The organism is Bradyrhizobium sp. 187, from assembly GCF_023101005.1.
In the GTDB taxonomy this organism is placed as follows: domain Bacteria; phylum Pseudomonadota; class Alphaproteobacteria; order Rhizobiales; family Xanthobacteraceae; genus Bradyrhizobium; species Bradyrhizobium canariense_D.
In genome coordinates this window covers 6,641,940-6,659,674 of sequence record NZ_CP064693.1, presented here as the reverse complement: position 1 = coordinate 6,659,674, position 17,735 = coordinate 6,641,940, and the positions used below count along the sequence as shown (strand labels likewise).

Annotated in this window: 14 protein-coding genes; 6 read left to right on the top strand and 8 right to left on the bottom strand. The window is 64.0% G+C overall.

All coding sequences use genetic code 11. The features are described from left to right. Nucleotides 1–72 precede the first annotated feature (72 nt). Nucleotides 73–1,458: an ABC transporter substrate-binding protein gene (locus IVB19_RS32190; protein ID WP_247820749.1), complete on the bottom strand. Its 1,386-nt coding sequence runs from the start codon at nucleotides 1,456–1,458 to the stop codon at nucleotides 73–75. A gap of 208 nt (nucleotides 1,459–1,666) precedes the next feature. Next, the gene (locus IVB19_RS32185) at nucleotides 1,667–3,595 is read right to left on the bottom strand and encodes an AsmA family protein (RefSeq protein ID WP_162496341.1); all 1,929 of its coding nucleotides are present in this window, start codon (nucleotides 3,593–3,595) and stop codon (nucleotides 1,667–1,669) included. A gap of 289 nt (nucleotides 3,596–3,884) precedes the next feature. Here IVB19_RS32185 and IVB19_RS32180 point away from each other — a divergent pair, with 289 nt between their 5' ends. From IVB19_RS32180 to IVB19_RS32170, 3 genes are read left to right on the top strand one after another with little or no spacing between them, the layout of a single operon-like run. Then, nucleotides 3,885–4,592, top strand: a complete 708-nt coding sequence (locus tag IVB19_RS32180; RefSeq protein WP_085349162.1) for a CoA transferase subunit A — start codon at nucleotides 3,885–3,887, stop codon at nucleotides 4,590–4,592. Nucleotides 4,593–4,607: 15 nt separating this feature from the next. Continuing rightward, nucleotides 4,608–5,258, top strand: coding sequence for a CoA transferase subunit B (locus tag IVB19_RS32175; RefSeq protein ID WP_007596236.1), 651 nt, complete (start codon nucleotides 4,608–4,610; stop codon nucleotides 5,256–5,258). A 22-nt stretch (nucleotides 5,259–5,280) separates the two neighbouring features. Continuing rightward, on the top strand, nucleotides 5,281–5,916 hold the full coding sequence (locus IVB19_RS32170) for a GNAT family N-acetyltransferase (RefSeq protein WP_018453839.1): 636 nt from the start codon (nucleotides 5,281–5,283) through the stop codon (nucleotides 5,914–5,916). 13 nt (nucleotides 5,917–5,929) lie between these two features. Here IVB19_RS32170 and IVB19_RS32165 read toward each other — a convergent pair whose 3' ends face one another. Then, the gene (locus tag IVB19_RS32165; protein ID WP_085349164.1) at nucleotides 5,930–6,946 is read right to left on the bottom strand and encodes an AraC family transcriptional regulator; all 1,017 of its coding nucleotides are present in this window, start codon (nucleotides 6,944–6,946) and stop codon (nucleotides 5,930–5,932) included. 202 nt (nucleotides 6,947–7,148) lie between these two features. Here IVB19_RS32165 and IVB19_RS32160 point away from each other — a divergent pair, with 202 nt between their 5' ends. Together IVB19_RS32160 and IVB19_RS32155 are read left to right on the top strand one after the other, a co-directional pair. Further along, on the top strand, nucleotides 7,149–7,769 hold the full coding sequence (locus tag IVB19_RS32160) for a response regulator transcription factor (protein ID WP_247767532.1): 621 nt from the start codon (nucleotides 7,149–7,151) through the stop codon (nucleotides 7,767–7,769). Nucleotides 7,770–7,919: 150 nt separating this feature from the next. Continuing rightward, complete coding sequence (locus IVB19_RS32155; protein WP_247820748.1) at nucleotides 7,920–9,596, top strand: mucoidy inhibitor MuiA family protein; 1,677 nt, start codon at nucleotides 7,920–7,922, stop codon at nucleotides 9,594–9,596. Nucleotides 9,597–9,788: 192 nt separating this feature from the next. On the opposite strand, the gene IVB19_RS32150 is transcribed toward IVB19_RS32155, so the two are convergent. The 5 genes from IVB19_RS32150 to IVB19_RS32130 all read right to left on the bottom strand — a co-directional run bounded on the left by IVB19_RS32150 (nucleotide 9,789) and on the right by IVB19_RS32130 (nucleotide 15,716). Next, nucleotides 9,789–11,144: an esterase-like activity of phytase family protein gene (locus IVB19_RS32150; protein WP_247767533.1), complete on the bottom strand. Its 1,356-nt coding sequence runs from the start codon at nucleotides 11,142–11,144 to the stop codon at nucleotides 9,789–9,791. An 84-nt stretch (nucleotides 11,145–11,228) separates the two neighbouring features. Beyond that, nucleotides 11,229–12,125, bottom strand: coding sequence for a carbohydrate ABC transporter permease (locus tag IVB19_RS32145; RefSeq protein WP_247475613.1), 897 nt, complete (start codon nucleotides 12,123–12,125; stop codon nucleotides 11,229–11,231). Further along, nucleotides 12,118–13,074 (bottom strand): carbohydrate ABC transporter permease, encoded by a 957-nt coding sequence (locus IVB19_RS32140; protein WP_018453845.1) that lies wholly within the window; start codon nucleotides 13,072–13,074, stop codon nucleotides 12,118–12,120. The genes IVB19_RS32145 and IVB19_RS32140 overlap by 8 nt, the downstream gene beginning before the upstream one ends. Nucleotides 13,075–13,240: 166 nt before the next feature. Next, nucleotides 13,241–14,584, bottom strand: a complete 1,344-nt coding sequence (locus IVB19_RS32135) for an ABC transporter substrate-binding protein (RefSeq protein WP_018453846.1) — start codon at nucleotides 14,582–14,584, stop codon at nucleotides 13,241–13,243. An 88-nt stretch (nucleotides 14,585–14,672) separates the two neighbouring features. After that, nucleotides 14,673–15,716, bottom strand: coding sequence for a C-terminal binding protein (locus IVB19_RS32130; RefSeq protein ID WP_085359428.1), 1,044 nt, complete (start codon nucleotides 15,714–15,716; stop codon nucleotides 14,673–14,675). 252 nt (nucleotides 15,717–15,968) lie between these two features. Here IVB19_RS32130 and IVB19_RS32125 point away from each other — a divergent pair, with 252 nt between their 5' ends. Further along, complete coding sequence (locus IVB19_RS32125; RefSeq protein WP_247820747.1) at nucleotides 15,969–17,654, top strand: methyl-accepting chemotaxis protein; 1,686 nt, start codon at nucleotides 15,969–15,971, stop codon at nucleotides 17,652–17,654. The last annotated feature ends 81 nt before the right edge of the window (nucleotides 17,655–17,735 follow it).

Here is a 17,735-nt window from a genome sequence, read left to right as displayed (position 1 = left end):
CATACCCACCGAAAGCAACCGGTCGCGGAGAGCCGCGACCGGTATTAGCATATACCTTATTGCAGTCCGAGATCAGCCCGCGACCGCCTTGATGCGGGCGATCAGCTCGTCGACCGCCTTGTCCACCGGCACCTTCTCGCTGACCACGCGGTTCATCGCCTTGGCCCAGACGTTCTCGTTGTTCAGGATGGTGAACTTCCAGTTCTTGGTGAAGTCGAACGCGGCGGTGCCGCCCTTGAACTGCGAGTAGACCGCCTTGCGATGCCGGTCAGCCTGCCAGAACGGGCTCTCTTGGCTTTCCTTCGTCACCGGGAACCAGCGGCCGAGCGCACCCTCGATATAGGGCCGGACGTTCTCCTCCTGGAGCAGGAAGGCGATGAGCTGCTTGGCCTCGGCCTTGTTCTTGGCCACGGAGAAGACCAGCCCGGTCTTGACGTCCGAGCGGTAGCGGATCGTCGAACCGTCCGGAGCCTTCGGGAAGGACGCGGTGATGATATCCTCGCCATAGGCCTTCTTGCCGGCTTCGCGCTGCTCGGGCGTGAGCGTCTGGTTCTGGGAGTCCTCGAACCATTTCGCCGCGATCGAGATCGTGAAGTTGTGGGTCATCACGATGGTCTTGTTGTGGAACGCGACGTTGTTGTCGGGATCCTTCCAGGTCGTCGAGGACGGCGGGGTGCAGCCTTTGATGTAGGTGTCGGTGTAGTCCTTCATCGCCTTGATCAGGTTCTCGCGGACCTTGGGATCGTCGACCGTGAGCTTGCCGTCGTCGTCGACCAGCTTGACGTGATAGGCATCCATGAAGGTGTAGAACGACTGGAAAGCGTCGGTGGATTCCACGCCCATCGGCTGGCCGACGCCGTAGACGCGCTGGCCGGTCGCCTTGCGGATCCCCGGTTGCACCTTGTCGCACCAGAATGTCCAGTAGCCTTCCCAGTCGGTCGGGATGTCGGCGAGCTTGAAGCCGGCCTTCTCAAGCATGTCGTTCCAGATCTCGACATGCATGCTCTGCTGCTTCAGCGGGAAGCCGTAATAGGCCTTCTTCTTGGTGACGTCGTTATAGAGGATCGACGCATCCAGCGTGTTCTGCACGAACCGATCCTTGATCGGCTCCATGATGTCTGAGAGGTCCTCGAGCCTGCCTTCGTAGGCCCACTTGCCCTGGACCTGCACGTCGTAGGTGTCGGAATAGGCAACATCGGGCACGGTGCCTGAATCGAGTGCGGCGACCGTCTTCGGAATCATGTCCTGGATCGCGTACTGCGACAATTCGACCTTGATGCCGGTCTTGGCTTCGAACTTCTTGATCGTCTCGAGCAGCGCGTCGTCTTCGGAGCGGTAGAAGCCCTTGCCCCACCAGACCGTAATCGTCTTCTGCTGCGCAAATGCGGGTGCAGCGGCTGCAAACAGCCCGGCCGCAGCGACCGCCAGTGATACTGCGCCAATAACCTTGGATTTCACGTTTTTCTCCCTCAAACGGCCGGTGTTTTTAACCGGTCGTATAAAACACTAGCGCATGGCCGCTATCCGATCTAGCGGCTTCTTGTCAGACATAGGTCGTGGGGTGTCGGGCGAGAGGAGATGCTTAATGTGCGCATCGATCCAATCGCCGCATCAATTCGCCCTGATCAATTCGCGCCGATCTGCTGGCGCCGCTTGATCGCCGTCCTTAATTGGACTTCGCGCCTTCCTTGGCGTTCTCCGCCGTCGGCGCTTCGGCCGGTGCGGGACGTTTTCCGGTGCCGGTGATGCGCTCGATCGCGGAGCGCACCGCGTCGCCCGGCTTGCGGTCTTTCAGCATGTCGAGCAGGGGCGCAGAGGCCGGCGAACGGCGGATCAGGCTTTCCGGATCGGGGAAGACGAGGGGGTCGTCCCAGGGGCCCTGCACCACGAAGGGCAATTCGAACCCCGACGCGCTGTTGAGGCTGGCCACGCCCTTCATGTCGTATTCGCGCGTCGGCACCGAGGCGGTACCGGTCATGGTGATCTTCGCCGCCGGTCCTTCGACGCGGATGTCCTCGGCGGTGGCGACGCCGTCGGAGAACTTCACCGCGATGGTGAGATTGTCGTAAGGGGTAGAGCCGTTGCGGAAATTGCCGCCGCCGGACAGCGGCCGCCGCTCGAGCCGCTTCAGGAGCTGCTCGGCATTGAAGCCCGCGATCGCGCCGTCATGCCCGGTCACTGTGGCGCTGCCGTCGAGCGACTGCACGAGGCCGAACGGGCTCGAGCCGGACGCGAGGAGCGAGACGTTGATGTTGCCGCGCCCGGACAGCTTGTTGATGCCAAACAGCTCGGAGGCGCAGGCCTGAAGGTCGACGTCGGTGAACTGGAATTGCGCCTTGATGTCGGCGACGGTGTCGGAGCGCGCGATGCCGAACGAGCCCTTGGCGATACCGCCATAGACCTGGGCCTCGCCGACCGAGAGCGCCAGCGTGCCGTTGCGGAGATTCGCGCCGATCGCGGTGCGGCCGAGTTTCGACGTCCCGACCGTCAGCTTGGCGGCCGACAGGCGCATGTCGAGGTCGGTGGTCGACAAGGCGTTGAGATCGAACAGCTGCCTGTTCCAGTCGCGCGCGCCGCTCGCGAGCAGGCGGAAAGTCGAGATATAGGGGGTGAAGTCGAGCGCGTCGGCTGCGAGCGTCGCCTGCAGCGTCTGCCGGCCGTTATTGGCGTAGGTCATCACGCCCTCGGCGGTGTTGCCGTCGAGCTCGACATTGACATTGGTGAGCGCGATGGACGCGCCGACGACATTGGCCCGCGCCTTCAGCGCGAAGCGGCCGAAGCCGCCGCTGGCGGGCTGCGGTTGGCCGGTCCAGCGTAGCGCGTTGCGCAGGGACGGGCTGTCGATGGTGAGCGTGCCCTCCATCATCGGGCTGGTGCGGTTGGCGACGCTGCCGTCGAAGGCGAGCTTGAGCGGCGCGCTCGCGATCCGCGCCTTCAACCCCGAGCGCTCGCCGGAGAGCGCGGCGACGAAATCGGAAAAGCTGATCGAGCCGTCGACCCGTTCGCCGCGCCAGTCGAACTGTCCGGTCGCGGCGAAGGAGCGCGAGATCGAGGGCCAAGCCAGCGACAGGTCGATGTCCTCGAGCTTCTCGGTGCCGTGCGTGGCAGCGTCCTCGTAATTGAGCACGCCGTCCTGGATCCGGATCTCAGAGAACGACACTTGATTCTCGGCGCCGGGCTTCATGGTGCGCGCGATGGTCTGGATGAACGGTGTCCAGTTGCTTTCACCGTCCGGCTTCAGGCTGACATGGATGCGCGGCCGCAGCAGCGTCAGGTCCGCGATCTCGAACCGTTGCAGCAGCAGCGGCAGCAGCCGCAGGTTCGCGGTGAGAACGTCGACATGGAGCGCGGGATCGCTGGTGCCGCCGCCCTTCAGCCCGACGTCATGGAAGGAGATGTAGCTTGCCGGCAGCACCGAAATGTCGATCGCGCCTGCGACGTTGACCTCGAGTCCGGTGACGTCGCGGATCTGCGTTTCCACGGCCTTGCGCAGTGCGTCGCGGTTGATGAGCCATGAGGTCGCGATCAGGGCGATCAGCGCCACGCCGAGCAGCGCCGCGATCGGCGTCCCGAGGCGCTTCATTCCTTGGGCCATGGTCAATGGCATGTCCTGATCGAGTTGGTCGCTGGAGCCAGAAGGCGGGCTGGGAAACCTGCGCGCCCCACGCCCAAGACCTATTGTGTTAAGTGCCGCAACTTGATGGGTTTTCTTGTCGCTTTCAAGGCCGCGGGAACGGTTGCGCCCACGGCTTGGGCAGCTTCTATCACCCAGGGGCGGAGCGGAGAACCCCGTATCATTGACGGCTTCGGACGATTTCGCCTAATAATCGCCGCCACTAAGGCGCGACGCCTGCAAGCCGAAGGTTCACTCGAAGGTAATTTGCATGAACAAGGTCTATCCCGACGCCAAGTCGGCTCTCGAGGGCGTTCTGAAAGACGGCATGATGATCATGTCGGGCGGCTTCGGCCTCTGCGGCATCGCCGAGACGCTGTCGGACGCGATCCGCGACTCCGGCGTCAAGGACCTGACGGTGGTCTCAAACAATGCCGGCGTCGACGGCATTGGCCTCAGCCGCCTGCTCGAAACCCGCCAGATCAAGAAGATGATCTCGTCCTATGTCGGGGAGAACAAGCTGTTCGCCCAGCAATTCCTCGCCGGCGAGCTGGAACTCGAATTCAATCCGCAGGGCACGCTGGCCGAGCGCATCCGCGCGGGCGGCGCCGGCATTCCGGCCTTCTACACCAAGACCGGCGTCGGCACGCTGATCGCCGAAGGCAAGGAAGTGAAAGAATTCGACGGACAGAAATACCTGATGGAGCGCGGCCTGTTCGCCGACCTCGCCATCGTCCACGCCTGGAAGGGCGACACCGCAGGTAACCTCATCTATCGCAAGACCGCGCGCAACTTTAACCCGATGATGGCGACCGCCGCCAAGGTCACGGTGGCCGAGGTCGAGCATCTGGTTCCGGCCGGCGAACTCAATCCCGACCACATCCACACGCCCGGTCTTTTCGTCAAGCGCATCGTCGAGGTCGGAACGGCCAAGAAGCGCATCGAATTCCGCAACACCCGCCCGCGCACGGCAGCTTGAGATCAGGAGACTAAGATGGCCTGGACCCGTGAACAGATGGCTGCGCGCGCCGCGAAGGAACTGCGTGACGGCTATTACGTCAATCTCGGCATCGGCATCCCGACGCTGGTCTCGAACTACATCCCGGACGGCATGGACGTCAGCCTTCAGAGCGAGAACGGCATGCTCGGCATGGGCCCGTTCCCGTATGAGGGCGAAGAGGACGCCGATCTCATCAACGCCGGCAAGCAGACCGTGAGCGAACTGCCGTCGACTTCGTATTTCTCGAGCGCGGATTCCTTCGGCATGATCCGTGGCGGCCACATGGATCTGTCGATCCTCGGCGCCATGCAGGTGGCCCAGAACGGCGATCTCGCCAACTGGATGATCCCCGGCAAGATGGTCAAGGGCATGGGCGGCGCGATGGATCTCGTCGCCGGCGTCAAGCGCGTGGTCGTGGTGATGGAGCATTCGGCCAAGGACGGTCCAAAGCTCCTGAAGCAGTGCAATTTGCCGCTGACCGGCGAGCGCGTGGTCGACATGGTCGTGACTGACCTGGCCGTCTTCACCATCGACAAGCACGGCAGCGGCGGCATGGCGCTGATCGAGCTCGCCGACGGCGTCTCGCTCGACGAGGTCAAGGCCAAGACCGAGGCCGAATTTCGCGTCGCACTGAAGAACACGTAAGGTTTTCGCGAAGGGGGCGCGCATGACGATACGGTCTGCGCGTCCCGAAGACGCCGATTTCATCGCACAAACCATCCTTTCATCGCAGCGCGGCTACCGGCCGCGTGGCTGGTTCGACGTTGCGCTCGGTTGGCCTGAAACACAGTGCCGTGATTTCATCGCGCACGTCGCAGCCGCTCGCGCGGTGTCGATGTGGCACGTCTCGCAATTTCTGGTCGCCGAGATCGATGGCAAGCCTGCTGCCGCCTTGTGTGCGCTACCGGCGGCCGGCACGGGACCAGCGGCTTGGCGTGCGATCGAGGAAGTCGCAGCCGCGTCCGGAATCGCCGCGGCAGAGCTGGAGGCCATCCGTCAACGCGGCGGCTACACCCGCGCCTGCTGGGTTCAGGGCGGCGAGGGCGATTGGATGATCGAGCATGTCGCGACCGATCCCGCCTATCGCGGCCGCGGCCTGGTGCAGTCACTGATCGCGCATGCGCTGGAGAAGGGGCGAGCGGCTGGATGTGCACGGGCGACAATATCGTTCCTGATCGGCAACGAGCCCGCCGAGCGCGCTTATACCAAGGCCGGCTTTGTCCTTGCCGAGGAGAAGCGCGATCCTGCCTTCGAGGCGATCATCGGTGCGCCGGGCTTTCGCATGTTTGCGCGGGTGATGTGATCGGTCTTGAAAATCAAGCCGCGGTTGCCGCCAATGGCCGGGCGCCTTTGCGCCATGCGGTGATGGTGCAGCCGAAATGGCCGCGAAACCAGCGGGCCATGGCGCTCTGTGCGGAGAAGCCGAGCTGCACGGCGATGTCGGCCAGCGGCCGGCCGGGGTCGTCGATGAGCTGGACCACGAGATCGGCGCGCTGCGCGTCGAGAATGGCCGAGAAGCTGGTGCCGGCTTCGGCGAGGTGGCGGTGGATGGTGCGCCGGGTGCAGGCGAGGTGTTCGGCGACGCGCTCGACCGTGCAGTCGCCGCCGGCGAGCAGGAGACGCACGACCTCGTCGACCTTCTCCTCCCAGCTTGCCGGCCGCGTCTCGATCGCCTCGATCCGCTTGCGCAGATAGCTCGCGATCAGCGGATGCGCGCTCGGGATCCGGCGCTCCATGTCGTGTGCCGACAACAGGATCGAATCGGCCTCCGCATTGAAGGTCACACGGCAGCCGTAGAACTCGCGGTAGCGTTTGCGGTCGAGCGGCGGTGGGTAATGCAGGTGAACTTCCTGCGGCCGCCAATCGCTGCCGAACAGCGACTGGATGATGCGGTGGACGCTGCCGAGCGCCATGTCGATCGACTGGCGCGGCGCGGCCGGCTGCCGGCCACGCAGGTGCAGCGTGACGGTCACGGTCTGCTTGTTGCGGGTGACGTCCAGCTTCATGCCGTCGTGATGGATCGGGATGAAGCGCGAGAAGGCTTCGATGGCTTCACCAACGGTCGCCTGTTCGCGCACGATCAGGCCGACCGCGCCGAAATTGGTCAGCCCGCCGCGTTCAGCAAGCCGCAAGCCGAAATCTTCGGCGCCGGACGCCTCGGCCGACAATTCGAGCAGACGGCGGAGACCGGTGACGGCAATGGGCGTGTCGGGCTTGTCGAGGCAGGCCAGCGGCAGCCTGACCTTGCGCATCATGTGTTTGGGGTCGAGCCCGACCGACCGGGCGACCTCCGGGTAATAGCTCAAGCCCGCGCTGCGAATGAGGTCGGTCATGCGACCCGTTCCTGCCGGACATCCCGCAGATGTCCCGAAATGTAAAGTTTCTGTCCCGATCCGTCAAATCCGGGAAATGGGTGGAACATACATAAGTAAAACCGAAGCACGGGCGTGAATGCCGTGCATATGACGGCGCGGCGCGACGAGGCCCCGCTGCCGTCTCGGACCATTTGACCCAAGACATTGCTGGATCGGAATTATGCCGGGGGACATGCTTTCCAAGGGTGAGGTATTCGTCATCGACACCGATGCCGCCTCCCGCGAACAACTTTCCACCGCGCTTCAACAAAGCGCATACAACGTGATCTGCTTCGCCGACGGCGCGTCTCTGCTCTCGGAGGCCAAGGCGCGGATGCCGGCCTGCGTGCTGCTGGAGATGCCGCCTGATCGCTCCGGTCTCGACGTGCTCAAGCGCCTGCGCGAGGAAAACTGCATGGCGCCGGTGCTGGTGACCGCGACAAACGGCAGCATCGCCATGGCGGTCGACGCCATCAGGAGCGGTGCGGCCGACTTCATCGAGAAGCCGTTCCGCACCCGCGACATCGTCGACCGGATCGATGCCGCCATCGACGAGTTTGCACAGCCCGGCTCCAACCGGCAGCGCTGGCTGCCCGGCTGCGAACCACTGACCGCGCGCGAAGGCGACGTGCTCGAGCATCTCGCCGCCGGCCTGACCAACAAGGAGATCGCCCGGCGCATGCATCTGAGCGCGCGCACGGTCGAGGGCTACCGCGCCGGTATTCTGAGGAAGGCCGGTGCGAAGAACGTGACGGACCTGCTTCGCCGCATCTTCGGGCAGGGTTCGACTCCTCAGGATTAAGCGCTCCGTCGCGGGCCTTGCTGCCGCCGCGGCGGCGCCCCACGGAAACCCCAATCGAACCAGTTCCTTCCCTGCCGCGTCCAACCATGTTGGCGAGGCATTGGATCGCGCGTCCGGCTGGCGGCGGCGATGACTTGGAGGAGGGACTTGATGCGCATCACCGCAAGATGTTTGGCGACGACGAGCCTGGTTCTGGTGAGCACGGCATTCGCGTCGTCGTCATGGGCCGCCGAATTGGACGCCACGTCGGCCATCGATACCGTCACGGTTTACCCGGATGGCGCGACCGTAACCCGCGTCATCGCAGTGGACCTGCCGTCTGGTGACTCGACGCTCGTTGCCAAGGACTTCCCGCTTGGTCTCGACACCTCCTCGATCCGGGTGGAGGGTGAGGGGGGAGCGAAGCTCACCATCGGCACGATCGATGCGCGAACGCCACGTGCGGCGCCGGTCAATTTGCCGGAGCTGGACAAGCGCATCGAGGCGCTGAACGACCAGCGCGCCGACCTGCAAGGCGCGATCGACTCGGCCATTGCGCGGCGCAAATTCGCGGAGCACTTTGCGGAAGCCTCTCCCGCGGGCATCGGCGACAAGGGCGAGGCGCGGCCGATTGCCGAATGGCGCACGGCCTTTGCCGCCGTTGGCGACGAAATTGCGAGCGCCGATACCGCCGTTCGCGACGCCACGCGCAAGATGCGCGAGATCGATCGGCAGATCGCCCAGCTCGAAGTCGAGCGCAAGGCCAAGCCGCCGAGCAAGCTCGAAGTCGGCATGGACATCGCGGCGCCGGCAGCAACCAAGGCGACGTTGCGGGTGACCTACAATGTGCGTAATGCGCGCTGGCTGCCGCTCTACGACGCCCGCCTCGACACCGGCGCGAAGGACCGCAAACCGCAGCTCGAGCTTGTCCGCCGCGCCGAGGTCACGCAGGCGACCGGCGAGGACTGGTCGAACGTCGCGCTCGGCGTCTCCACGGTCCGCATCGGCCGCGGCGGCAGCGCGCCGGAGCTGAATTCGCTGGTCGCACAATATCCGCAGGTACCGAGGCCGCGGGCGCTGGGCTCAGTTTCGGATTCGGCAATGCCTGCGGCGGCGCCCATGCAGCAGCGCAAGATGGAAACTTCCGCGGCCAAGGCGGCGGACGATATCCGCGAACGCGCCGAAGAGCAGCAGGCGGTCGCCGAGATCGGTGACTTCCAGGCCACCTACAAAATTCCCGGCCGCGTCAGCCTCGGGGCCGCCGAGGGCGCCAAGAGCCTGCGCATCGCCTCGATGACCGTGCCCGCCGATCTCATGGTGCGCGCGGCACCGGTGATGGACCCCACCGCCTTCCTCGAAGCGAGCTTCAAGCAGAGCGACGACACGAGCCTGTTGCCGGGCAAGGTTGCAATCTATCGCGACGGGACTTTCGTCGGCCGCGGCAAGCTCTCGGCTTCGGCCAAGGACGATATCGTGCGGCTCGGCTTCGGCGCCGACGACAAGGTCAGGATCGAGCGCGCGGTGCTCAAGCGCAACGAAGGTTCGGCCGGTCTCCTGGTCACGACGTCGAAGACCGACGAGCGATCGTTCAAGACGACGATCCGCAATGGTCACGACTTCCCGATCAAGGTCGCGATTGAGGATCAATTGCCGGTCAGCGAGAACGAGGACATCCTCGTCGAGATGCTGCCTGCGACCACGCCGCCGACCGCAAGCAACATTCGCGACCGGCGCGGCGTGCTGGAATGGTCGTTCGACGCCAAGCCCGGCGAGGTCAAGGACATCAACTTCGTCTGGCGCATTCGCTGGCCGAAGGACAAGAGCATGGTGATCGTGCCGGCGGGTTGATGTGCGGCGCCGAGGTGCGAGTTGTCTTTACCTCGTGCTCGCTCACTGTCCGTCATGTCCCGCCTAGTGCGCAGTTACGCACGAGGGCGGGGCATCTAGTACGCCGCGGCCTCACGATTTGATCGCTGGCGCCGCGGCGTACTGGATCGCCCGGTCGAGCCGGGCGATGACCCGCGTTGAGAGAGCGCTGGCTTACTTCGCCTTCAGGAAGTCCGCGACATCGAGCAGCATGAACTCGTCGTCGTCGGCCTTGTTGGGATCGCGGCTGGACGAGAACGGTAGATTGTTGTCATTGCCGACGATGATGTGGGTTTCGTCGACACGATCGACGTTCTCGATGGTGAAGAACGGGAACGTGTAGACGCCGTCATTGAGCGGCTTCTTCGCCTTCTTGTCGGGATCCCTGATCTTCAGGAGGTCGATGTAGCCGATCTTGCGCACGGGCTTGCCGACATTGGCGTCGGTGAGCTCGATCTTGTAGACGCGCTTGAACTTGGCCACGTCGGGGAAGCAGTTCTCGCCGCGGGTGCCTTGCGGGCAGGCCTTTTCGGGCGTGCCTTCGCCGTTGTCGCGCTCGATGATCAGGCCGGCGCTCGGGTCGATTATGTTGAAGTCGCCGATGGCATTGCCGTTCTGCTCGAACACATACTGCCAGTAGCGGCCGGTGAATTTTTCCGCGGCGACGTCGAATTCGAGGATGCGCGAGGCTTCCTTGCCGTCGACCTTCTCCCAGTCCTTTTTCTCGGCATCCCAGAGCGGCCCCTCGAGCAGGCCGTAGAGAAACTTGCCGTCTTTCGAGGCGGCGAAGCCCTCGTAACCCTTGGAGCGTCGGAGGTTGACGTTGGTGTAGGTCGCACCCGGCGCGCCCGGGGTCGCCACCGCCCAATGATCCGGCGATCGCACGGGCTTACCGTCGGCGACCGTCTCGAATACGGCCAGAATCTTGCCGGTCTTGTCGGCCTTCAGGATGTAGGGGCCGAACTCGTCGCCGATCCAGAAGGTGTCGCCGATAATCTGGAAACCTTCGGTGTCGAAGTCGGAGCCGGTGAGGTAACGCCTCTCGGTGTCTTCATGCACGATGCGGAACGGCACGCGTCTGTCGGGATCGTGCAGGAACACGGTCTCCAGCCGCTCGATCTTGCCGCCGGCCCAATCCATCCTGTAGCGGTTGAGGTACAGCATCGAATCTGGCGAATTGGCGCGCGCGCCCATGCCGTTGTCGGTGATGACCCAGAAAGTGCCGTCCCCCATCGACTTGATACCGGAATGGCCCTGCAGCGGCTGGCCCTTGAACGGCAGCGACACGCCGGTGGCCCGCTCATAGGACTTGCCCATCACCGTGCCGAGCGCGTCGACCCGCTTCCCGGTGGTGTATTTACCGGATGTCTTGAGATCGGCGGGAGCATCAGCCGGCGCGTCGATGAACGTGGCGGCCGGCATCACGACGTGGCCGGCGAGCTTGGCGGGGAATTCGCCTTCGCTCTGCGCCAGCGCGGAGCTCGCGGTCAGAATGATCGTTGCGACGGTACTAAGCAAAGTCGCGCGCATGTGCGTCTCCTGTTAACGGAGGCCGTCTTATGCGGACCGCGCATTGCAGTTTTGTGAAACCGGGCCAAACGCCGCAGCCGACAGCTACTCCTTGACCGCGCCCGTCAGCGACGACACGTAGTAATCGACGAACAGCGAGTAGAAGATCGCAACCGGCAGCGAGCCGAGCAGCGAGCCCGCCATCAGCGCGCCCCACTGATAGACGTCGCCGGTGACGAGCTCGGTCAGGATCGCGACCGGCACCGTCTTGTTGGCGCCGCTCTGGATAAAGGCGAGCGCGTAGATGAACTCGTTCCAGGACAGCGTGAAGGAGAAGATGCCGGCCGAGATCAGGCCGGGCACCGCCAGCGGCAGCGTGATCCGTCGCAGGATCTGGAGCCTGGTGGCGCCGTCCACCAGCGCGCATTCCTCGAGCTCGTAGGGGATCGACTTGAAATAGCCGATCAGGAGCCAGGTGCAGAACGGCACCAGGAAGGTCGGGTAGACCAGGATCAACGCAAGCGGGCTGTCGAACAGGCCGAACTGCACGACCACGGTCGCGAGCGGAATGAACAGGATCGACGGCGGCACGAGATAGGCCATGTAAATGCCGAGGCCGACATAGGGACTGCCGCGGAAGCGCAGGCGCTCGATCGCATAGGCGGCCAGCGTGCTCGCGATCAGCGACAGCGTAGTCGCCCCGACCGCGACCAGCATCGTCGTCCACAGCCAGCGCGGATAGGCGGTGTCGAACAACAGGTGCTTGATGTGGGCCAGCGTCGGCGAGGAGATCCAGAACGGGTTGTGCTCCCGGTAGTTCATCAGCTCTGCGTTCGGCTTGAACGACGTGATCGTCATCCAGTAGAACGGAAATAGGAGGATCAGCACGAAGCAGCCGAGCGGCAGATAGATCATCATCAGCCGCCGCAGCCCGGAATCCCAGGCCATGGTGTCCGGCGGCGTGGTGGCGACGGCGGCCGGCTCGGCGGCGGTATCAGTCATTGCTCTCTCCCTGCTGCCATTTGCGGCGCGCCAGGCCGAAATAAGAGAACAGCGTTGCGAACACGAGGAACGGGATCATCGACACCGCAATCGCCGCGCCCTCGCCGAGCTCGCCGCCCGCAATGCCGCGCTGGAAGGCCAGCGTTGCCAGCAAATGGGTTGAGTTGCCGGGGCCGCCCCGGGTGATGGCGTAGACCAGCTGGAAATCGGTGAAGGTGAAGATGATCGAGAAGGTCATGACGATCGCGAGGATCGGCATCATCATCGGGAAGGTGATGTAGCGGAACCGCTGCCAGGCGCTGGCGCCATCGAGCATCGCGGCTTCGTAGAGCGAGGGCGAAATGGTCTGCAGGCCCGCCAGCAGCGAGATCGCGACGAAGGGAATGCCGCGCCAGATATTGGCGGCGATCAGCGAGAAGCGCGCCGGCCAGGGCGAGCCGAGGAAGTCGATATTGGTGGTGCGCCAGTGCAGCACGTCGACCAGAAGGTAGGAGATGATCGAGAACTGCGGATCGTAGATCCACCAGAACGCCAGCGCCGAGAGCACCGTCGGCACGATCCAAGGCATCAGGATGATCGCACGCAACAGGCTCTTGAACGGAAAATGGTTGTTGAGCAGCAGTGCGAGCCAGAAGCCGAGCGCGAACTTTCCAAAGGTCGCGATCCCCGTGTAGACCACGCTGTAGAACACCGCGTTCCACCACAGGGAATCGGTGAGCAGATACTGGAAATTCTCGAAGCCGACGAAGACGCCTTTTCTGCCGATTGTCGTGTCGGTGAAGGCGAGCCAGATGCCGAGGCCGAGCGGATAGGTCAGGAACACCGTGAGCAGCCCGATCGCAGGTGCGAGGCACATCACGATCAGGAACGGCTTGTAGTCGAACAGGCGCACCAGCCAGGAGGGTTGCCGGTGCACGAGGGCTGGAGAAGAGAGTGTGGTCACGGACATCGGTTTGTTGTCCCGTCTCTGAAAGTCACCAAGCCCGTCATTGCGAGGAGCCCGTGACAAAATTGCGAAGCAATTTTGCACTGGTGCGACGAAGCAATCCAGGCTGTAACTGGGAAGACAGGCTGGATTGCTTCGCTTCGCTCGCAATGACGCGCTTTGTCCAGCGCTACTTCTGCCGCCGGAAGTACCGCTTGCAGCGCTGCTCGGCTTCCGCGGCCGCGGCTTCCGGCGTGGCAGCGCCGGTCGCGACGGATGCGAACATCTGAATCAGCACGTAGTCGGCGCTGACGGCACCGGTCGCGGTCGAGATCGGGCCAGCATAGCCGTCATAGTAGATGGTGTTCATGGTGTCCTTGAAGATCTTGATCTTGGGATCTTCGCTCCAGACCTTGGCCTCCGCGTAAGCCGCGAGCGGCTGGGCCCAGTAGCCGGAATTGGCGTTGAGCCACGGCTCGTACTGGTCCTTTTCCAGCATGTATTGCAGGAAGGCCTTTGCGGCGTTGGGGTACTGGCTGTGCTTGAACAGCATGGCGTTCAGCGTCAGGCCCGCCATCGGCGAGACCTTCGCGACACCCTTCGGCAGCAGTTGATGTTCGCTGTCGTCGGCGATCGCCTTGGTCGCCGGATCGTTCTTCAGTGAAAAATACAGCGAGACGCCGTTGGCGGTCAGCGAGATCTCCTGCGCGGCGTAGGCGCGGTTGTTGCTGACGTCGTTCCATGACGTCGTGCCGGCGATGAAGGTCGGATAGAGCTGTTTGACCCAGTTCAGTGCGGCGATCGTCTCCTTGCTGTTGATGACGACGTTCCCCTCTTCGTCGAGCAGCGCCGCGTTGTGCGACCACAGCGCCCAGTTCGCAAAACCGTTGCCGTCGCCCTTGGCGTTGCCGAGCGCCAAGCCGGCCGGCTTGCCGGCCTTCTGAAGCTTCTGGCAGAGATCGAGGATTCCGGCATGGTCTTCCGGCACCTTGTCGAAGCCGACCGATCGCAGGATCGACTTGCGGTAGATCAGCGGACCCGCGGTCGCGCCGAACGGCAGTCCGATCCAGGCGTCGCTCTTGTTCTTCTTGCCGTAGCGCTGCGCCAGCGGCAGCCAGCCGCCGTACCGCTTGCCGACATAGTCGGCGACGTCGGTCAGCTCGATCAGCTTGTCGATATAGATGTGCGGCGCATCGGAGAAGCCGATGATAATATCGGGGCCGGCACCGGAATTCGCGGTCACCGCGGTCTGCTGGTTGATGTCCTCCCAGCCGACGAAGTCGACCTTGACCTCGACCCCGGTCTCCTTGGTGAATTTGGCCGCATTGGCGCGGAACACGTCCTCGTCGGCCTGGACGAAACGTACCGGTCGCAGCATGCGCAGGGATGCGCCTTTCTCGATCGGCAGTTTCGGTGTGGGGACGTCCGCGGCCTTGATCGCGGATTGCGCATTTGCCGGAGCACCGGTTGCCGCGATTGCCGCAGCGGACAGGCCCAGCGCCAAGGCATCACGACGCGTGATGTCGTTCCTCATCGGTTCCTCCCTATATGTTTCCCTTCCCGGCGTTGATCGCCGGTGAAGGGTCTTTCCGGTTGCCGGCGCGCCTTCGCGGCCGTCCCGTCTAGCTGTTCGGGCCGCGGTCCATGCTGACAGGCTGCCAGCGGCGGAGCGCGGTGTCTTGCAGCACCGACGGATTGACGCAGCTTACCGGCCACATGCCCTGAAGCACCAGTGACAATTCGTAGCCCACCCGGCGCTTGCGCGCCTCGTCAAACCGTGCCGAGGCGGAGGCGACGTGGGCGGTCAGGGTGACATTGTCCATGCCGAGCAGCGGATTGTTGTGCGAGGGCGGCTCCTTCTCCAGCACGTCGAGGGCGGCATGGGCGATCCAGCCCTCCTGAAGCGCCTTGATCAGGCTTTCCTCGTCCACGGTGGCGCCGCGGCCGGTGTTGATGAAGACCGAGCCCTTCTTCATCTGCCGGAAGTGCTTCTCGGTGAGCATGTGATGCACCTCGGGCCGAGCGGGGGCGTGCATCGAGAGGAAGTCGGATTGCGACAACACCTCGTTCAGCGTCGCCGGAATCACCCCGTGGTCGGACATCAGCGTTTCCTGGATGAAGGGATCGTAGGCCATCATCCGCAGACCGAACGGAGCTGCGCGTTTCGCAACTGCACGCGCGACGCGGCCGAACGAGATGAAGCCGAGCGTCTGGCCCATCAGTCGTGGGATCTTCGACAACGCCGGCCGGCCCTCCGCCCAGCGGCCGCTGCGCGCCATCCGGTCCTGCTCGACCAGGCGGCGGAAGCCGGCGAGCAGCAGCATCATGGCATGGTCTGCGACCTCCTCGATGAAGGTGTCGGGGATGTTGGTGACGGGAATGCCGCGCGCGGTTGCAGCCTTGATGTCGACGCTGTCGACGCCGACCGAGCCGAGCGTAATGACCTTGCAGCTCTCCAGCGCGTCGATGATGGTCTTGGTGATCGGGATGCCCTTGGCGTAGATGGCGTCCGCTGTCTTCGCGGCGGCGATGAACCCGGCCTCGTCGGCCGGCGCCTCGACGATCTCGGCGTCGATCGGATCGAGCGCCTCGCGCTCGTAGGAATAATCGCTGCTCGCGACCGTGAAGCTCGCGCCCTTCGGCGTCACCACCCTGTATTTCGGCATATCCTGCTCCCGATTTGGTTTCTTGTTGTGACCCATGCTTTGCGCGGGCCTTTGCGTCTTTTACGCGAAATCGAGGAGGTCGCGTACAATTCCCGGTTGTCATTGAGGCGATTTATACGACTGGTTCGACGTCTTCTCCGGGCTTCTACGGGGCGCCCCGTAACAGCTTGCTAAGGGGTCACCCCCTAAAGGTTAATTTGATTTCGATCGATTCACTCGCGCGTCCTTATCCCTGTGTTGCCGGAGCATCCCGTGAAATTAAGCAATATGAAGATCGCCCCCAAGCTCGGCATCCTCGTCGGCGTCACCTTGTTCGGACTGTGCATTTCCGGGATCCTCGCCGGATACCTGATGAAGCAGGAGATGGTGAACGCGCGCATCGATCAGGCCAAGGCGATCGTGGAGATGGGGCGCAACTACGCCGCTGCCCTCAAGAAGCGGGTCGACGCCGGCGAGCTGACGAAGGATGCGGCGATGGCCGAGATTCGTCGCTACGGCAATGCAATGACGTATGACAACGGTGCGGGCTATTTGTTCGGCACGTCCTATGACGGCATCACCCAGCTCGCGCCCGATCCGAAGCAGATCGGCAGCAACCGCATGGATGTCGTGACCAACGGCCGCAAGCTGTCTGCCGAGTTGATGGACGGGGTCAAGGCCAATGGTTCGATCCTGCTGTATTATGAATATGTGAAGCCCGGCCAGGAGAAGCCGATCCGCAAGCTCGGCTACGCGGTCGCGGTCCCCGGCTTCGACATGTATCTCGGCACCGGCGCCTATCTCGATGATATCGATGCCAAGATGGGTCCGGTCTACTGGCTGCTCGGCTTGGCCATGCTCGGTATCGTCATCGTCGCCGGCAGCGTTGCCTGGCTGATCGGTCGCAGCATCAGCCGCCCGCTCGCCCTGCTCGGAGCCCGCATGAAGGATCTCGCCGAGGGCAAGCTCGACGGCGACATTCCCGGCGTCGGCCGTGGTGACGAGGTCGGCGCAATGGCGTCGACCGTCCAGATCTTCAAGGACAACGCTGTCCGCATCCGCGACATCGAGAAGAGCGAAGCCGATGCCAAGGATCGCGCAGCGGCGGAACGTCGCAGCGTGATGGAGGGCATCGCCAGGGACTTCGAACGCAGCGTCAATGGTATCGTCCGCTCGGTCTCCTCGGCTGCGACGGGCATGCAAGCCACTGCGCAATCGATGACCGCGACCGCCGGCGACGCCTCGTCGCGTGCGGCGAGGGTCGGCGCGGCCTCGCAGAGAGCGTCGGGCAATGTCGGCACGGTTGCCGCGGCTGCCGAAGAGCTGTCGAGCTCGGTTGCGGAGATCTCGCGCCAGGTCACCCGCTCGACCGAAGTGGCGAGCCGCGCTGTCAACGACGCCGAGCGCACCAATGCCACGGTGCAGGAACTCTCCACCGGCGCCGAGAAGATCGGCGAGGTGGTCAAGCTGATCCACTCGATCGCGGCACAGACCAATCTGCTCGCCCTCAACGCCACCATCGAAGCGGCGCGCGCCGGTGAATCCGGCCGCGGCTTCGCCGTCGTCGCTTCCGAAGTCAAGGCGCTGGCCAACCAGACCGCCAAGGCGACCGAGGAAATCTCCGCCCAGGTCGCGGCGATGCAGACATCGACCAGCGATGCGGTCGCCGCCATCGGCGGCATCACTCAGACCATCGCCGAGATGAGCGAGATCACCGCGGGCATTTCAGCATCGATCGAGCAGCAGGGCGAGGCGACCCGCGAGATCGCCCGCAACATTCAGTCGGTCGCGGCCGGATCGAACGAGATCAACGCCAATATCGGCAGCGTCACCTCGGCCGCGGAAGCGACCGGCACGGCGGCAAGCGACGTGCTCACCAACGCTCGCGAGCTCGACAGCCAGTCCGGCGCGCTGCGCAGCGCAGTCGACGGCTTCCTCGCCAAGGTGCGCGCGGCGTAGGTCGCCACACCAAAGCGACGCCATCTCCTCTATCGTCATGCCCGGGCTTGTCCCGGGCATCCACGTTCTTGGACACCGGAC

What these genes read in the sequence shown, in the direction of transcription:
- IVB19_RS32180 (WP_085349162.1), top strand. Translation starts at nt 3,885, where the DNA reads ATGAACAAGGTCTATCCCGACGCCAAGTCGGCTCTCGAGGGCGTTCTG.
- IVB19_RS32185 (WP_162496341.1), bottom strand. Translation starts at nt 3,595, where the DNA reads ATGGCCCAAGGAATGAAGCGCCTCGGGACGCCGATCGCGGCGCTGCTC.
- IVB19_RS32170 (WP_018453839.1), top strand. Translation starts at nt 5,281, where the DNA reads ATGACGATACGGTCTGCGCGTCCCGAAGACGCCGATTTCATCGCACAA.
- IVB19_RS32140 (WP_018453845.1), bottom strand. Translation starts at nt 13,074, where the DNA reads ATGTCCGTGACCACACTCTCTTCTCCAGCCCTCGTGCACCGGCAACCC.
- IVB19_RS32145 (WP_247475613.1), bottom strand. Translation starts at nt 12,125, where the DNA reads ATGACTGATACCGCCGCCGAGCCGGCCGCCGTCGCCACCACGCCGCCG.
- IVB19_RS32135 (WP_018453846.1), bottom strand. Translation starts at nt 14,584, where the DNA reads ATGAGGAACGACATCACGCGTCGTGATGCCTTGGCGCTGGGCCTGTCC.
- IVB19_RS32160 (WP_247767532.1), top strand. Translation starts at nt 7,149, where the DNA reads ATGCCGGGGGACATGCTTTCCAAGGGTGAGGTATTCGTCATCGACACC.
- IVB19_RS32155 (WP_247820748.1), top strand. Translation starts at nt 7,920, where the DNA reads ATGCGCATCACCGCAAGATGTTTGGCGACGACGAGCCTGGTTCTGGTG.
- IVB19_RS32175 (WP_007596236.1), top strand. Translation starts at nt 4,608, where the DNA reads ATGGCCTGGACCCGTGAACAGATGGCTGCGCGCGCCGCGAAGGAACTG.
- IVB19_RS32165 (WP_085349164.1), bottom strand. Translation starts at nt 6,946, where the DNA reads ATGACCGACCTCATTCGCAGCGCGGGCTTGAGCTATTACCCGGAGGTC.
- IVB19_RS32150 (WP_247767533.1), bottom strand. Translation starts at nt 11,144, where the DNA reads ATGCGCGCGACTTTGCTTAGTACCGTCGCAACGATCATTCTGACCGCG.
- IVB19_RS32130 (WP_085359428.1), bottom strand. Translation starts at nt 15,716, where the DNA reads ATGCCGAAATACAGGGTGGTGACGCCGAAGGGCGCGAGCTTCACGGTC.